We start from the raw sequence: 16,022 nt of genomic DNA, 5'->3' as shown, positions 1-16,022 counted from the left end.
TCCGCATGCCAACCGTCCCGCCTTCTGTGTCGATCTTGAGTCAATCATTCACAAGCGGAAGCATAGGCTCACCACACGTCCCAGGAGGTTCCGCCGTGACGACCACTCCCCAGGCGGTCCGCAGGGCATCCCCGCGCGCCCGTCGAACGGTCACCCCGCCCGACCCGGCGCGCTCGTTGCTGCCAGACGCCGAGCCGGTCCGCCTGCTCGCCGAGAACGGCACGCCGTTGCCCGCCCGTGCCGACTACCCCGAACCACCCGCCGAGGTGCTGCGCGAGCTGTACCGCCGGATGGTGCTCGGCCGCCGCTTCGACACCCAGGCGACCGCCCTGACCAAGCAGGGCCGGCTCGCCGTCTACCCGTCCTCGCGGGGCCAGGAGGCGTGCCAGGTCGGCGCGGTCCTCGCGGTCCGCGACACCGACTGGGTCTTCCCCACGTACCGCGAGTCGATGGCGCTGGTTGCCCGAGGCATCGACCCGGTCGAGGTGCTCACCCTGCTGCGTGGCGACTGGCACTGCGGCTACGACCCGACCGAGGTACACACCGCGCCGCAGTGCACCCCCCTCGCCACCCAGTGCGTGCACGCCGCCGGGCTGGCGCACGGCGAGGCGTACCAGGGTCGCGACACAGTGGCGCTGGCCTTCATCGGCGACGGCGCCACCAGCGAGGGCGACTTCCACGAGGGGATCAACTTCGCCGCCGTGTTCAGGGCGCCGGTGGTCTTCTTCGTGCAGAACAACAAGTACGCCATCAGCGTCCCACTGTCGCGGCAGACCGCCGCGCCGTCGCTGGCCTACAAGGGCGTCGGCTACGGCGTACCCAGCGAGCAGGTCGACGGCAACGACCCGGTGGCGGTGCTCGCCGTGCTCACCCGCGCGGTCGCCCACGCCCGGGCCGGCAAGGGGCCGTTCCTGGTCGAGGCGCACACCTACCGGATGGAGCCGCACACCAACGCCGACGACGCCACTCGCTACCGCGACGGCGCCGAGGTCGACGCCTGGCGGGACCGGGATCCGGTCGCCCGGCTGGAGACCTACCTGCGCGCCCGCGGTGTGCTCGACGACGCGGCGATCGCCGAGATCACCGAGCAGGCCGAGGCGTACGCGGCGGACCTACGGACCCGGATGAACGAGCAGCCCACCGTCGACCCGCTGAGCCTCTTCGACCACGTCTACGCCGAGCCCACCCCGCAACTGATCGAACAGCGTGAGCAGGTCCGCGCCGAACTGGCCGCCGCCCACGCCGAGGAGGGTGACGCCTGATGGCCACCACCATGGCGAAGGCGCTCAACACCGCGCTCGCCGACGCGCTCGCCGCCGACGACCGGGTCGTCGTCTTCGGTGAGGACGTCGGCGCGCTGGGCGGCGTCTTCCGGATCACCGACGGCCTCCAGGCCCGTTTCGGCGAAAACCGCTGCTTCGACACCCCCCTCGCCGAGGCCGGCATCGTCGGCTTCGCCGTCGGCATGGCCATGTCCGGCCTGCGCCCTGTGGTCGAGATGCAGTTCGACGCATTCGCGTACCCGGCGTTCGAACAGATCGCCTCGCACGTGGCGAAGCTGCGCAACCGCACCCGGGGCGCGCTGAGCGTGCCGATCGTCATCCGCGTGCCGTACGCGGGCGGGATCGGCGGAGTCGAGCACCACTGCGACTCGTCCGAGGCGTACTACGCGCACACCCCGGGACTGAAGGTGGTCACCCCGGCGACAGTCGACGACGCGTACTCGCTGCTGCGCGAGGCCATCGAGGACCCCGACCCGGTGGTCTTCATGGAGCCCAAGAAGCTCTACTTCGCCAGCGCCGAGGCGTCCCTGCCGACCCGCAACGAGCCGTTCGGCCGGGCCGTCGTGCGCCGGCCCGGACGCGACGCCACACTGGTGGCGTACGGGCCGGCGGTGCCGGTCGCGCTGGAGGCCGCCGAGGCCGCCCGCGAGGAGGGGTGGGACCTGGAGGTCGTCGACGTGCGCACCATTGTGCCGTTCGACGACGAGACCATCACCGCCTCGGTCCGGCGTACCGGCCGGTGCGTGGTGATCCAGGAGGCGCCCGGCTTCGCGGGCGTCGGCGCGGAGATCGCCGCCCGGGTCCAGGAGCGCTGCTTCCATGCGCTGCACGCCCCGGTGCTGCGGGTCGCCGGACTGGACATCCCGTACCCGGCGCCGATGCTGGAGCACACCCACCTGCCCGGCGTGGACCGGGTGCTCGACGCGGTGGCCCGCCTCCAGTGGGACGACCAGCCGGACGCGCGTTGGGCGGCGGCATGACCACCGTCGAACGGACGCAGGTCTTCCTCCTGCCCGACCTGGGCGAGGGGCTGAGCGAGGCCGAGATCGTCGAGTGGCGGGTCGCCGTGGGTGACGTGGTCACCGTCGACCAGAGCGTGGTCGAGGTGGAGACCGCCAAGGCCGTCGTCGACGTGCCCTGCCCGTACGCCGGCCGGGTGGTCACCCTGCACGGCGCGGCCGGTGAGGTACGCCCGGTCGGCCAGCCGTTGATAACCATCGCGCCGCTGGACGGCGGCGACGAGCCCGCCGGGCACGCCACCTACCGCGAGGAGGAGCGGGCCGGATCCGGCAACGTGCTGATCGGGTACGGCACCGGCCACGGCACCGCCACCCGCCGTCGGCGGCGACCTCGCCTGGCGGTGGCCCCCGAACCGGCCGACGCCGGCCCGACCGGCGGCACCCCCGCGGCTGCCGGTGCCGCGTCCGGTGACCAGGCACCGCCGTCCGCGGCCCTTGTCATCTCGCCGATCGTGCGGCGGCTGGCCCGTGAGCACGGCGTCGACCTCGACACGGTGCGGGGCACCGGACCCGGGGGTGTGATCCGCCGCGCCGACGTGGAGGCCGCGCTGACCGCGCCCGCCGCCCGGCTCGCCGCCGTGCCGGACCCGCAGGTCGGGTCGGCCCCGGCCGGAGACGGCGACGTCATCGTCCCGCTGACCGGCGTCCGCAAGGTGATCGCCGACAAGCTCTCCCGCAGCCGGCGGGAGATCCCGGAGGTGACCATCTGGGTCGACGTGGACGCCACCAGCCTGCTGGAGACCCGTGCCGCGATCAACGCGGCGACTCCCGACGCGCCGGTGAGCATCCTCGCCCTGCTGGCCCGGATCTGCCTCAGCGGACTGCGCCGGTTCCCGCAGCTCAACGCCCGGGTCGACACCGAGGCGCAGCGCATCGTCCAGTCCGCCGGGGTGCACCTCGGCATCGCCGCGCAGACCGACCGGGGTCTGCTGGTGCCGGTGCTGCGCGACGCCCAGCGGCTCACCACCGCCGAGTTGGCCGCCGAACTGGCGGCGACCACGGCCGCCGCGCGGGCCGGCAGCCTGCCCCCGGCCCGGCTGACCGGTGGCACCTTCACGCTGAACAACTACGGGGTGTTCGGCGTCGACGGCTCCACGCCGATCATCAACCACCCCGAGGCGGCCCTGCTCGGGGTCGGGCGGATCGTGGACAAGCCGTGGGTGGTCGATGGGCAGCTCGCCGTCCGCAAGGTGACCCAGCTCAGCCTCACCTTCGACCACCGGGTCTGCGACGGCGGGGTGGCCGGCGGCTTCCTGCGGCACGTCGCCGACTGCGTGGAGCGACCGGCGCTGCTGATCGCCGCCGTCTGACGCGTACCCCCCCTCGGCCCCGGCGCTGCCTCTGCGGCGCCGGGGCCGGCGCACGTCCGGGCTCCCCGGCGGTGCCATCGGGCCGGGGCTTCCCGGCGGTGTCTTCGGGCCGGGGTTTCCCGGCCGTGTCTCCGGGCCGGGGTTTCCCGGCGGCCTCACCGGGAAGTCGGCCCCGCCGGAGCGCACCGAACGCGTCGAAGGGAGCCCGCCGTGGCCGTGGCGAACGAGCTGCTGCTGAACTCGGTCCGGGTACGACGGCCCGCCTCGGCCGGCGCGCCGCTGTACTGCGACGCGCTGGAGTACGGGCTCACCGGTGACGGCGCGACCAACGACCAGCCGGCGCTGGCCGCCCTCGTGGACCGCCTCGGCACCGGGTACGCCTCGGACGGACGGGCTCGGGTCATCTACTGCCCGCCGGGCATCTACTCGATCCGCGACGCCGGCACCGTGTGGCGCAGCGGTGTGTCGCTGATCGGGGCCGGCCCGGCGGCGACCCGGTTCATGCTCAGCAACGAGGGCAACCGGGCCGACCCCACCCCGCTGGCCTTCTGGACGACACTCCAGCACGGCGCCGACCGGGACCGGCACATCGCCGACTGCACCTTCGCCGACTTCCAGATCGACGGCTCCGGCGTGGCCATGGCCGAGTACAACTACCTGGCCAAGGGCCTCGGCCTCCAGTACGTGGTGCGGGGCGTGTTCCGCAACCTCTACATCCACCACACCGCCGCCAGCGGGCTGGGCTGCGACTTCCTCCAGGACACCCTGATCGACGGCGTCGTGGTGGTCGGCTGTGGCCGGCTCGACAACGGCGAGCAGATGGGCGGAGCCGGCATCGGTATCGGCGTCGGCGGGTGGGGTCCGGAGGAGCGGCTGACCATCGCCAACTGCACCGCCCTGGCCAACGGCACCAACGGGATCTTCCTGGAGTTGCAGAAGGACTACTGGGAGCCACCGCGCGGCTACCGCATCATCGGCTGCCACAGCCAGGGCAACCGCTTCGGCATCTCCGACTGGGGCACCGACGGGCTGATCGTGTCCGCCTGCACGATGACCGGCAACCTGGAGGCCGGCTTCGACGTGTCGTCGCAGGGCACCTCGACCGTGGCCGGCCGGGGCGGGCTGCTCACCGACTGCGTCATCGACGGCAACCTGCGGGACGGGGTCAGCATCGGCAACAGCCCTGGCCCGTACACCGTCCGGGGCAACCGGATCAGCGGAAACGGCCAGCACGGCTACCACGCGCGCGACCTCCGGCGCGGTTACCAGGGCCCGGTCCGCGACGTGGTGATCGAGAGCAACGAGTTCTGGGGCAACGGCCTCGACGCCGTCCGCATCGACCACCAGATGACCGACGCCGTGCTGCTCAACAACCGGATCCGCAACAACGGAAGGCAGTACGCCCGAGCCGCCGGTGGTAAGGGCGAGGCCGTCCGCTACAGCGAACGGAGCCTGGTGGACCGGACCGCCGACTGGCCGCACGACGGGCACCGGGGCAAGATCCTGCGGGTCGGTCGGTCCGTGGCCACGGTGGCCGCCAACAGCGGCGACGAACTCACCCTCGCCCCGGTCCGCCCGGACGCGTTCAGCGCGTGGAGCGGGGACGTGCCACCGCCGGGCTGTGCGTACGAACTGGACCCCGCCCCCGGGCTGCGGGCCGGCATCACCATCGACGCGCCCTTCGACTCGGCCACCATCAGGGGCAACAGGGTCTGGGACAACCACGACAACCCGACCCAGACGCACGGGCTGTGGATCACCGAGCGGGGCAGTTGCGTGGACTGCCGGGTCGAGGACAACGACCTGGCCGGCAACGCCGACGAGGGGATGCGACTGGACACCCCGCCGGTGGGCGGACGATGGCGGGACAACCACGTGGACAGTGACTGGAGTTGACCGGACGCTGGCTGCCGTCTGGGCGCCCCGGCGACGCCGCCGGCGAGAGCATGAAGCTGAACGACGTGTGGCGGCGGCCGGAAGGATCCGGCCGCCGCCACTGTCGTGGTTGAGCTGATCAGCCGGCCAGACCAGCCACCGGGGTCGGGTCCAGCACCACGGTCGCCGAAGCGGACTGCGGAGGTACGCCCGGGTCGGTCGGGGCGTCGGTGTACTCCGCGACGAACACCGCGGTCAGGTTGTCAGCGCCGCTGTGCCCACCGTCCAGGAAGGTGGGAATGGTGCCGGAGCAACCAGTCGAGGTGGAGAGCGGGTGCCCGTGCTCATCGTGCCCGAGCACATAGGTGACCTTCACCCGGGAGCAGTCCACCGGCAGGTCGTCGGTGACCTTCACCTCGTACGCGACGGTCTGCCCGAACTGGAACGGCTGCCCGGCCTCCGGGGTGACGAACTCGACGACCGGCGCGGTCGGCCCGACCACCAGCGGCAGGGACGCCGAGGCGGACCGTCCGGTGCGGTCGGTGACCTTCAACGTCGGCGTGTACGAGCCGTTCTCCGGGAACGTCCAGCTCGCGTTCGGGTTGGTGCTGTCCACCGAACCGTCCGCGTTGAAGTCCCACGCGTAGCTGAGCTTGTCACCGTCCGGGTCGGTCGTGCCGGCGCTGGAGAACGCGACGGTCAGCGGGGCCTGCCCAACGGTCGGCGTGCCGCTGATCTTCGGGATCGGCGTCCGGTTGCCCCTGACGAAGTCGATCCGGGACAGCTGGGCGTCCGGGTTCTCGGCGAAGTAACCGTCGCCGTACTCCAGGACGTAGAGCGCGCCGTCCGGGCCGAACTCCATGTCCATCGGGTTGTCCACCACCAGCGACGGCGCCACCGGACGGATGTCGTCGACGTCGCCGTCCTCGTCCAGGCGGAACTCCTTGATGTAGTCACGGGTCCACTCGTAGAACAGCGGCACCCCGTCGTAGTAGGCCGGCCAGCGGGTACGCGACGTGCTGGTCCCGTCGTAGTCGTAGGCCGGGCCGCCCATCGGAGCGATGCCGCCGGTGCCCAACTGCGGGAACTCGGCCGAGGCGGCGGCCGCGTACCAGACCTCAGGCTGCTCGACCGGCGGCAGCACGCGCTTGCCGGTGTTGTGCGGTGAGTCGTTGACCGGGCGCTTGCAGTTGAACTTGGCGCCGGACTCGCCGGTGGCGAAGTCGTAGTCGCGGTAGGCGATCGTCGGCGTCACGCAGTACGGCCAGCCGTAGTTCGCCGGCTTGTCGACGCGCATCCACCGGCCGTGACCGGCCGGGCCGCGCTCCGGGTTCGGGTTGGAGGCGTCCGGCGAGTAGTCGCCGACGTACACGTCGTCGGTACGCCTGTCGACGGCGAACCGGAACGCGTTACGCAGCCCCATCGCGTAGATCTCCGGACGGGTCTGCGCGGTGCCCGGCTTGAACAGGTTGCCGGCCGGCACCGTGTAGCCACCACCGGCCTTCACCTTGATCCGCAGCAGCTTGCCGCGCAGGTCGTTGGTGTTGGCCGCGGTGCGCTGGGCGTCGTACGCCGGGTTGCGGTCGGCCCGCTCGTCGATAGGGATGTAACCGTCGGAGGCGAACGGGTTGGTGTCGTCGCCGGTCGACAGGTACAGGTTGCCCTTGCTGTCGAAGTCGATCTGGCCGCCGACGTGGCAGCAGATGCCCCGGTCGGTCGGCACGTCGATGATCTGCTGCTCGCTGGCGAGGTTCAGCTTCGTCCCGTCCAGCTTGAACCGGGACAGCCGCAGCGCGCCCTTGAACCGCTGCCAGTCCGCCTCGGTGCCGGTCTCCGGCGCGTCCCCCTCGTTGACGCCGGGTGTCGCCGGGTCGTCCACCGGAGTGTCCATCGGCGGCGAGTAGTAGAGGTACACCCACTTGTTCTGGGCGAAGTTCGGGTCGATGGCGACGCCCTGCAACCCCTCCTCGTCGTGCTCGTACACCGGAATGTCGGCGGCGAGGGTGTTCAGCCCGGTGCGCGGGTCGTGGATGCGGACCTCACCGGTGCGGGAGGTGTGCAGCACCCGCAGGTCGGGCAGGACGGCGAGGCTCATCGGCTCGCCCGGGAAGTCGTTCAGTGTCACTTTCTGGAAGCTGCTGTCCGGCGGCGCGGCCGGCGCTGCGGACGCTGCCGACTGTGGTACGGCCAGACCGGCCGTCACCAACAGCAGGGCGGACGCGTATGCGGTCCTGTTCATCAGGTGAGTCCCCCGAGGTGGTTTCAGTACCGAAGTGAAGCGAGATAGTCGAATCCGACGCGAGCGGTGTCCAGGGCGTCGGCGGGGGAGCGCGGCGCGGTGCCCGCGTCGTCACGCTCCACGATGTACTCCTCGATGCCGGCCTCACGCTCGTGGGCGAAGATGCGGCCGAAGTCGATGACGCCGTCGCCGAGGTCGGCGAAACCACCCTCGACGTCGAGGTCCTTGACATGCACCTGGCGGATCCGACCGCGGTTGGCCCGGATCACGTCGACCGGGTCGTGGGCGCCACGCCAGGTCCAGTAGAGGTCGAGCTCGAAGTGGACCAGCCGGGAGTCGGTCTGCGAGCTGAGGATGTCGAACCCGGTCGAGCCGCCGGTCAGCGGCACGAACTCGAGCTGGTGGTTGTGGTAGCCGAAGTCCAACCCGGCGCGTTCGGCGAGCCGACCGGCGCGGTTCAGGTCCCGGGCCAGGGCCCGGTAGACGGCAGGGTCCCGGATCGGCTGACCGCTCGCGTCCCGACCGAAGTACGGGTGGACGATCTTCTTGCAGCCCACCACGTTGGCGTCGGCGAGGGCCTGCTCCCAGGTGGCGGCGTCGAACGGCTGCGGGATGCCGACGTGACCGGAGGTGGAACGCAGCCCGGCCTCGTCGAGCGCGGCCCGGAACTCTGCGGCGGTGCGTCCGACGAACCCGGCGTGCTCGACTCGCCGGTAACCGATCCGGCGCAGCGCGTCCAGGGTGCCGGGCAGGTCGGCGGCGAGCTGATCACGCAGCGTGTAGAGCTGAATGCTGATCCGGTCCACAGGCACCCGACGGCGGCCCTGGGCCTGGCCGGCGGGCGCGGCGACGGCGGGGCCGCCGAGCAGGCCGGCGGCACCGACAGCGGCAGCGGAGACAGTCGCGGCGCGCAGCACTCCACGCCGGCTGACCGGCTCGGACGCCGGTGTCGGCCCCGGTCGGTTGAGTTGTTGATCCATGGTGGTGGTCCCTTCCTGACGGCTGGTACGCCGTCGGCGGCGGTCGACCTGACTGCCGTCCGCCGGGCGCGCCGAACCGGCCGGAGGCGGGCTCCGGCTGGACGGTGAGGAACGGCGCGGGTGCGGCCCGGACCCATCGGGAGCGGAACGCGGCGACCCGGCAGAGGTGGCGGCAAGTTGATCGACGAATGGGCAACCCTCTATCTAGATCGAGACCTTACCCTTGCCCCCGGACGAAGGCAAAGCTTTGTCGCGTTCGCCGGAAGTTTCGCTTCAACTGACAAAAGTCCGCCCACGAGGTGCGCCACAAGGCCTGACCTTCTACTTCCCGTGCCACCACGCCGCGCGATCCGGCCGGCTCGGCCGACCCGCCGCATGATCCACTCGGGTTCACGGAAGTCGCGGTGTCAGGGCGGCCGGGATACCGCGACTTTCGTGAAGTCGAGTCGACCATGGGCGCACCGGGCCCCCAGGTGCCACCACCGCGCCATTCGGACAGTCGACGTTGGGTCGCTCAAGCGGAGCGAAACGCATGACACGGGTCGCTTGAACCCCTGTTCGGCCAAGCGGAGCATTGTCGGAAAATGCGTCGATAAATGCGCGGCCGATTATTTCGGAATGCCGCGAATGGGCCCGTCAAGCGGGCAAGAATGTGGCGGAGGGAAGTCGAAAACGGGGGGACTGAAACATGACGTCTAGGCGGCGAATGACGCTGTTGGCGGTAACCATCGCAGCGGCACCACTCGTCCTGGGTGCGTGCACCGTCGACCGGGGTTCGGCGACCGGCTCGGCCAGGAAGCACGCCGCCCCACCGGAACTCGCCGTGACGCCGGGGGACAAGGCCCGGGACGTCCCGGTCAGCGCCGAGGTGGGCACCGTGGTCAGGGGCGGGCGGGTCACCGGCGTACGCCTCACCGACGACAAGGGCAAGCAGGTGAACGCCGAGCCGCGCGAGGACGGCTCCGGCTGGGTGCCGAACGCTCCGCTGCAACCACGACGGACCTACACCGCCGAGGTGACAGCGACCGGTGACTCCGGTGCCACCACCACCCGCACCACCACGTTCACGACGATGGCCAAATCGACCAAGCCGCAGATCACCAGCACCCTGTATTTCAACGGCAATCGGACGTACGGCACGGCGATGCCGGTAACGGTGGCGTTCGACCCAGGAATTCCGAAAGAGGCCAGGGCGGATGTCCAGCGGCGGTTGTTCGTAAAGACAAATCCACCGCAACCGGGTACCTGGTCGTGGCTTGAGGATGGAAGTCAGGTCTATTACCGGGCACCCGATTTCTGGAAGCCGGGGACCACCATCAGTGTCCGGGCCGGCCTGGAGGGTCTGCCGATCGGCAAGAAGCTGGTCGGCGACGCCGAGCGGACCGCGACCTCCAAGATCGGACGGCAGGTCTCGCTGGAGATCGACAACGCCACCAAGCAGATGACAGTGCTGCGCGACGGCAAGCAGGTCCGCCGGATCCCGGTGAGCCTGGGTAAGCCGAGCACGCCGAGTTCCAGCGGCAAGATGGTGATCATGGAGAAGCACGAGCGGGTCACCTTCGACACCCGTGGTGAGCCGAACGGTGGCTACGTGGTCGACGTCGACGACGCCCAGCGCTACACCTGGGGTGGCGAGTTCATCCACTCCGCCCCCTGGTCGGAGGGGGACCAGGGCAGCACCAACGTCTCGCACGGTTGCGCGAACGTCTCCGCCACCGCGGCCGACTGGTTGATGGGGGTGACGCAGGTGGGTGACCTGGTCACCGTCAAGGGCACCGAGGTGGAGCTACAGCCGGGCAACGGCTGGACCGCGTGGAACGTGAGCTGGGACGAGTTCGCCCGGGGCAGCGCCCTGCCGGTGCCGCCCGGGCTCAAGCCCGCGCCGGTCGCCCCGGCGCACCCGGGCGCGGTGGCCGGCGGATCGCCAGCACCGGCACCCTCGGTCAGCGGCCGCTGACACACCACGTGCGGCAGGACAGGGTCGGCCCGCCACGACGGCGGACCGGCCCTGCCGCCGCCCGTCATCTCAGAGGTACGCGGGCGGCCCGGCTCTGTCGCCGCCCGTCACCCCAGGGGTACGCGGCGGGCCCGGCCCTGTCGCCGCCCGTGGCCCTCGCCCGTCACCCCAGGGGTACGCGGGCCACCCCGGGCCCGGTCAGGCTGCCCAGCCAGAGGTGGTCGCCGTGCTGGCGTACCCCGGTGATCATCGAGTAGTGCCCGTTCGGACCGTGCAGCGTCCGGCGGACCGTTCCCGCGTCGTCGACCAGCGCGACCAGACCATAGCGGCGTGGCTGCGGCTGCATCGCGTCGGGCAGCAGGGCGGCGATCTGGCGCAGCCGCGGATGGGGCAGCAGCCGTTCGGCGATCGGCACCCGGGGGCTGGGCAGCGCGATCCAGTACGTCCCGTCACCCACCGAGGCGAGATTGTCCGGGTACGCGGGCAGGTCGGCGAGGACCCGCACACCGCCGCTGAGCTCGACCCGCAGCAGGCGGTGGGTGCTGGTCTCCACGAGCATCAGCGCGGACTCGTCCGGGGTCAGCGCGATTCCGTTGGGAAAGTACAGCCCGTCGGTCACCACCTCGGTGCGGCCGCTGCCCGGATGATGGGCCAGCACCCGACCGTTGGGACGGTGCTCCAGCAGGTCCCGCTTCCAGTGCGAAACCGGGAACCGGTCGGAGCTGTCGGTGAAGTAGATGGTGCCGTCACGGGCCACCGTCGCGTTGTTGGCCAGGTGCACCGGGGGCGCCGTTCCGGTCAGTTCGCGTACCGCGCCATCCGGGGTGACCCGCAGCAACCCGCGGTACGCGTCGCAGACCACCAGTGCCTCACCGGACCGGTCCAGCTCGATGCCGAGCGGACGGCCCCCGGTCTCGGCCAGCAGGTGGGGTGGGGTGCCGGCCCGCGCGTCGACAGGCCACCACCAGAGCCGACCGTCCTCGTCGCCGCTGATCACCCGCCCGGCGCCGTCGACCAGCACGTCCTCGGGGCCGACGGCACCCGCGGGGAGGGGTAGCAACTCGGCCTCGTCGAGTCGGCGGTCGGTGGGGGCCCATGGCCCGGCCAGCGCCGGAGGGCTGGTCGCCGGCTCGCGGACGGGGCGGATCAGCCGGGGCGGCCGGGGCCGGGGGATCAGCATCGACCTATTCTCCACCGGAATGCCGGCCGACCCCCGGGTTCCGCGCCCGCGCGGCGCGCCGCCCGGCCCCCTGACTCCACCCCGAGAGGGAGGTGGGATACCTCGGGGTATGCCCCTGGGCGTACCCGGAATCACTCCGTGGACTGGCGAAAATGTCGGTGGTGGCGGCTAGATTTCTGGGCATGGAAGAGCACAGCGACCGGCTGGACGTGCAGGTCAGCGTGGGTGACCAGATGGTCCTCGTGCGGGTGGCCGGCGAGATCGACATCGCAACGGTGTCCGCGTTCCGGTCCGCGCTGTGGTCCGCGCCGGCCCGCCCGATGCTTCAACTGGACTTGTCCGGGCTGCGGCTGCTCTCCGCCGCCGGCGTTCGCACGCTGCTCGCCGCGCATCTGCGCGTGCGGGCCCGGGGTGGCGAGCTGGTCCTGGTCGACCCGAGCCCGGTGGTGGCGCGGGTGTTGCGCGTCAGCGGGCTGCACCGCGTGATGCCGATTCTGGAGCTGACCTCGCCGATCGAGGCCGCGCGTCGCCCGGCGTTCGCGACCACGGACCTGCAACTGGCCGCCTGACCCGACGGCGAGGTGGGCTTCCACCCTCGCACCCGGACGCGGGGCCGCCGGCGTGGGCCGGCGACCCCGGCAATCGGTCAGCTCACGCCGAGCAGGTCGACGACGAAGACCAGCGTCTCGCCCGGCTTGATGACGCCGCCGGCACCCCGGTCGCCGTACCCCAGGTGCGGCGGGATGATCAGGCGACGGCGACCGCCGACGCGCATGCCGGCGACGCCCTGGTCCCAGCCGGCGATGACCTGACCGCCGCCGAGCGGAAAGTCGAACGCCTCGCCCCGGCTCCACGACGAGTCGAACTCGCCGCCGGTGGAGTGCGACACGCCAACGTAGTGCACGCTGACCAGTTGGCCCGGCTGGGCCTGCGGGCCGTCGCCCACGGTGATGTCCTCGATCACGAGGTCGGCCGGCGGTGCACCCTCGATCGGACCAACCTCGGGCTTGCCCGACTGGGCGCCTGCTGCCTGGGTCATGCGGGGATCTCCTGCCGTGTTGGGTGATGTGTCCGGTCACCGTCGATCCTGCCGGATCACCCCTCACCGATGTGCGGCGGACCCGCAACCTGCTCAGGCCCGTCCCCGCCGGTCGCACATCGGCGGTCCCGGTGGCGCTGCCGGCCCGGGTGGTGGGGCGACGCCCTGGCGGGCGTCACCGGTGCTGGTGACGCCCGCGGAGGGGGTGTGCGGTGTTCACCGCAGCCAGGGCATCCGCCGGACGATCGGCAGCCCCGCCCACACCCGGCCCAGGCCCCAGGTGTCGCCAGCGTTGACCAGCGCCAGGACCGCCAGCACCGCCGCGTAGATCAGGTGGTCGTCCATGAAGGGGTTGTTCTCCGGAGGCAGGACGGCGGTCCACATCATGACCAGCAGCAGCCCACCGGCCACGGCGGCGACCCGCATGCCGATGCCGAGCAGCAGCGCGACACCGATGCCGGCCAGGCCGACCATGAAGAGCCAGTCCGCCCAGGCGGCACCGGCGATCCCGGCGTAGAGATCCTTGAACGGGCCGGTCACGCCGAAGGTCAGGAATCCCTTGGTGGGGCTACCGCCGTTGATCCAGGCGTTCTTCGACTCGGTGGCCATCCCGAAGCCGAACATCTTGTCGATGAAGGCCCAGAGGAAGATCCAGCCGAGTGCCAGCCGGGTGCCGGCCAGGATGTACCGGACGGCCCGCTCGTGAGCGGTGCCGGCCTTAGCAGCGGTGTTCTTGGCGGTGACCCGCTCGATCGTCGCGATCATGGTCTCCACGTCCCTTCTCAGCTTCGCACCGCGCTTCCCGGTGGCATCTCCAGTGGACGCCCACGGCGTTCTCGGCGGCAGGGCCGACAGACCGCAACGGCCCGGGACGTTTGACCCCCCCCCGGATCGCAGGCGCTGTGCTCGTCGAGTAGCGCTCAGATCGTCGTCGTGGGGCACCGACCCGACTTCGTTCGACCGTCCGATGCCGGGTCGGGCGTTCACCTAGGCTCGCAAAGGGCCGGCCGGCCTGGGTGGACGGGCGGTGCGCGGTGGTCGATGCGGAGGGCGTCGGTGGCTGAGGCGACGGTCGCGGTCCCGCTGTGGGCCTGGGCGGCGGTCGGCGCGGTGATCGCGGTGCTGCTCGCAGTGGATGTGCTCCTGCACCGGGACAACCACGTGATCGAGCTCCGCGAGGCACTGCTGTGGAGCGCCGTCTGGATCGGCGCGGGTCTGCTGTTCGGCCTGGTCGTCTGGTGGGGCCTCGGCGGTGACCCGGCCATCGCGTACTTCTCCGGCTACCTGCTGGAGAAGGCGCTCTCGGTGGACAACGTGTTCGTCTTCGCGCTGCTCTTCGGCTACTTCCAGGTGCCGTCGGGCTACCAGCACAAGGTGCTGTTCTGGGGTGTCGTGGGGGCGCTCGTCTTCCGGCTGCTGTTCATCTTCGCCGGTGCCGAGTTGCTGGACCGGCTCGCCTGGGCCGGGTTCGCGCTGGGCGGGTTCCTGATCTGGACCGGCTGGCGGCTGGCCGTACGCGGGAAGCCGGACGTCGACCCGGAACGGAATGTGGTGGTCCGGCTGTTCCGGCGGCTGGTGCCCACCGATGCCCGCTATCACGGCGACCGGTTCACCGCCCGGGTGGCCGGCCGACGGGTGGCGACGTTGCTGCTGGTCGCGCTCGTCGCCATCGAGGCCACCGACGTGGTCTTCGCCATCGACTCGGTGGCGGCGATCCTTGCCATCACCACAAACACCTTCCTGGTCTGGACGGCTACCGCGTTCGCCGTCCTGGGGCTGCGCAGCCTCTACTTCTGCCTCGCCGGCCTGCTGCGGCACTTCGGCTACCTGCGGTACGGGTTGGCGCTGCTCCTGGCCTTCGCCGGGCTGAAGCTGATTCTCGCCGAGACGCCGGTGGGCAAGCTGCCGGTCTGGTTGACCCTGGCCGTGGTGCTGCTGACCCTTGCGGTTTCCATCGGCGCCAGCACCCTGGCCGCCCGCCGACGACCCGCTGGCTGAACCGCCGAGCCGCTGGGCCGCCGGGCCGCCGACACCGATCATGCCCCGCGGGTCGGGGTCAGCTCAGGGATGACCGGGCTCGATGCGGGCGGTCACGTCGAGGTGCGCGGGCTGGCAGTCGGTAGTGGCCGCGAATCGGCGGACCGCGGCGCGAACGTGCTCGCGTACGCCGGCGGTCGGCGCATCGGCGGTGAGGTCCACGCGGATCCACACGTCGGGGTGCGGTGGCGCGCCGGTGAGCACCACCCGGGCCCGGCGTACCCCGGGGTTGCCGGTCAGGTCGCGTTCCAGTGCGTCGGCGAGAACGTCGGTGGCCAGCCGGGTCCGGCCCGGCCGGCGGCCGGGGTGGCTGAGGGTGCCGCGCAGCGTGCCGTCCGGGCCCCGCAGTTCCCGGGCCAGCAGGCGTTGCCCGGCCAGCGCGAACAGCGCCCCGGCGACGGCCGCGGCCAGGGTGCTCCACGGCGCGGCCGTCCGCCACTCGTCGACCAGTTCGGCGCTGAGCAGCACCGCCGCCGGGTCAGCACCTGGCAACGTGCCGAGGCTGGCCGTCAGCGCCGCCGCGCCGCCCGCGACAAGCAGCAGCGCGATGATCGTCCACAGCAGTCGGTGCCCGGCGTTGGTCACGCCGGCCGTCGCCGAGGCAGCAGCCGGACGTCGATCCGGGCGGGGCGGGGTGCGGTGAGGTGGCGCAACTCCTGGTGCACCGCGAACTCGACCTCCGCTCGGGCCGCCGGGTCGCCAGACGCGCGGACCCGGGGGCGCCACTGGCCGCCCCGCCGTCGGACCCGGACCCGGGCGCGGCGGACGCCCGGCACCGCGCTGGCGGCGTCAGCGAGCCGCCGTTCCACACAGCGCCGGTGCAGGTACCAGCCGTCGCGCTCGTCGGCACGCAGGCGGACCGGCGTCCAGCGGCGCAGCTGGGCTACGAGAATGGCCAGGCCCAGGAGGAGAGCCCCGGCGGCCGCCGCCCGGACGGTCGGGTCGCGCCACCGGGTGTCGCTCAGCGCGTCGAGCCAGCCGCTCGTGTCGAGCGGTGTCGGTCGGCGCACTGTGAGCAGCAACGCCTGGACGGCCGCCGCCGCGCCACCGAGGAGCAGAGCGGTGGCCAGCAGCAACGAGGCGACCCGGTTGACGGTGCGCAT

14 protein-coding genes are annotated in these 16,022 nt (G+C 71.8%); 7 read left to right on the top strand and 7 right to left on the bottom strand.

Annotated features, from left to right (window positions below; translation table 11 throughout):
- Positions 1–62: 62 nt before the first annotated feature.
- The 4 genes from pdhA to AB0K35_RS13070 all read left to right on the top strand — a co-directional run bounded on the left by pdhA (position 63) and on the right by AB0K35_RS13070 (position 5,508).
- Positions 63–1,262, top strand: a complete 1,200-nt coding sequence (pdhA, locus tag AB0K35_RS13085) for a pyruvate dehydrogenase (acetyl-transferring) E1 component subunit alpha (protein ID WP_363885713.1) — start codon at positions 63–65, stop codon at positions 1,260–1,262.
- The gene (locus AB0K35_RS13080; protein ID WP_181539337.1) at positions 1,259–2,263 is read left to right on the top strand and encodes an alpha-ketoacid dehydrogenase subunit beta; all 1,005 of its coding nucleotides are present in this window, start codon (positions 1,259–1,261) and stop codon (positions 2,261–2,263) included. The genes pdhA and AB0K35_RS13080 overlap by 4 nt, the downstream gene beginning before the upstream one ends.
- Entirely contained in the window at positions 2,248–3,612 is a 1,365-nt protein-coding gene (locus AB0K35_RS13075; RefSeq protein WP_363885711.1) for a dihydrolipoamide acetyltransferase family protein, read from the top strand. The genes AB0K35_RS13080 and AB0K35_RS13075 overlap by 16 nt, the downstream gene beginning before the upstream one ends.
- Positions 3,613–3,828: 216 nt before the next feature.
- Positions 3,829–5,508, top strand: a complete 1,680-nt coding sequence (locus tag AB0K35_RS13070; RefSeq protein WP_363885709.1) for a right-handed parallel beta-helix repeat-containing protein — start codon at positions 3,829–3,831, stop codon at positions 5,506–5,508.
- A gap of 118 nt (positions 5,509–5,626) precedes the next feature.
- On the opposite strand, the gene AB0K35_RS13065 is transcribed toward AB0K35_RS13070, so the two are convergent.
- Together AB0K35_RS13065 and AB0K35_RS13060 are read right to left on the bottom strand one after the other, a co-directional pair.
- Complete coding sequence (locus AB0K35_RS13065; RefSeq protein ID WP_238672237.1) at positions 5,627–7,726, bottom strand: PQQ-dependent sugar dehydrogenase; 2,100 nt, start codon at positions 7,724–7,726, stop codon at positions 5,627–5,629.
- 23 nt (positions 7,727–7,749) lie between these two features.
- Positions 7,750–8,706 (bottom strand): sugar phosphate isomerase/epimerase, encoded by a 957-nt coding sequence (locus AB0K35_RS13060; protein WP_238672236.1) that lies wholly within the window; start codon positions 8,704–8,706, stop codon positions 7,750–7,752.
- A gap of 706 nt (positions 8,707–9,412) precedes the next feature.
- Here AB0K35_RS13060 and AB0K35_RS13055 point away from each other — a divergent pair.
- Entirely contained in the window at positions 9,413–10,663 is a 1,251-nt protein-coding gene (locus tag AB0K35_RS13055) for an Ig-like domain-containing protein (protein ID WP_363885335.1), read from the top strand.
- Positions 10,664–10,826: 163 nt separating this feature from the next.
- Here AB0K35_RS13055 and AB0K35_RS13050 read toward each other — a convergent pair whose 3' ends face one another.
- A complete protein-coding gene (locus AB0K35_RS13050; RefSeq protein WP_238672234.1) occupies positions 10,827–11,843 on the bottom strand; it encodes an SMP-30/gluconolactonase/LRE family protein in 1,017 nt (338 codons plus the stop codon).
- A 182-nt stretch (positions 11,844–12,025) separates the two neighbouring features.
- On the opposite strand from AB0K35_RS13050, the gene AB0K35_RS13045 reads away from it, so the two are divergent.
- Entirely contained in the window at positions 12,026–12,412 is a 387-nt protein-coding gene (locus AB0K35_RS13045; RefSeq protein WP_238672233.1) for an STAS domain-containing protein, read from the top strand.
- A gap of 77 nt (positions 12,413–12,489) precedes the next feature.
- On the opposite strand, the gene AB0K35_RS13040 is transcribed toward AB0K35_RS13045, so the two are convergent.
- Positions 12,490–12,882: an FKBP-type peptidyl-prolyl cis-trans isomerase gene (locus tag AB0K35_RS13040; protein ID WP_238672232.1), complete on the bottom strand. Its 393-nt coding sequence runs from the start codon at positions 12,880–12,882 to the stop codon at positions 12,490–12,492.
- Positions 12,883–13,098: 216 nt separating this feature from the next.
- Entirely contained in the window at positions 13,099–13,656 is a 558-nt protein-coding gene (locus AB0K35_RS13035; RefSeq protein ID WP_238672231.1) for a DoxX family membrane protein, read from the bottom strand.
- A gap of 282 nt (positions 13,657–13,938) precedes the next feature.
- Here AB0K35_RS13035 and AB0K35_RS13030 point away from each other — a divergent pair, with 282 nt between their 5' ends.
- Entirely contained in the window at positions 13,939–14,880 is a 942-nt protein-coding gene (locus AB0K35_RS13030) for a TerC/Alx family metal homeostasis membrane protein (protein ID WP_238672230.1), read from the top strand.
- A 63-nt stretch (positions 14,881–14,943) separates the two neighbouring features.
- On the opposite strand, the gene AB0K35_RS13025 is transcribed toward AB0K35_RS13030, so the two are convergent.
- Positions 14,944–15,504 (bottom strand): hypothetical protein, encoded by a 561-nt coding sequence (locus AB0K35_RS13025; protein WP_357364184.1) that lies wholly within the window; start codon positions 15,502–15,504, stop codon positions 14,944–14,946.
- Complete coding sequence (locus AB0K35_RS13020; RefSeq protein WP_363885332.1) at positions 15,501–16,022, bottom strand: DUF6286 domain-containing protein; 522 nt, start codon at positions 16,020–16,022, stop codon at positions 15,501–15,503. Before AB0K35_RS13020 ends, AB0K35_RS13025 begins: the two co-directional genes overlap by 4 nt.

It is taken from the genome of Micromonospora sp. NPDC053740 (assembly GCF_040677775.1).
GTDB classification, from domain to species: domain Bacteria; phylum Actinomycetota; class Actinomycetes; order Mycobacteriales; family Micromonosporaceae; genus Micromonospora; species Micromonospora alfalfae.
Note: the sequence above shows the minus strand (reverse complement) of the source record. Positions and strands in the feature narration are given on the sequence as shown.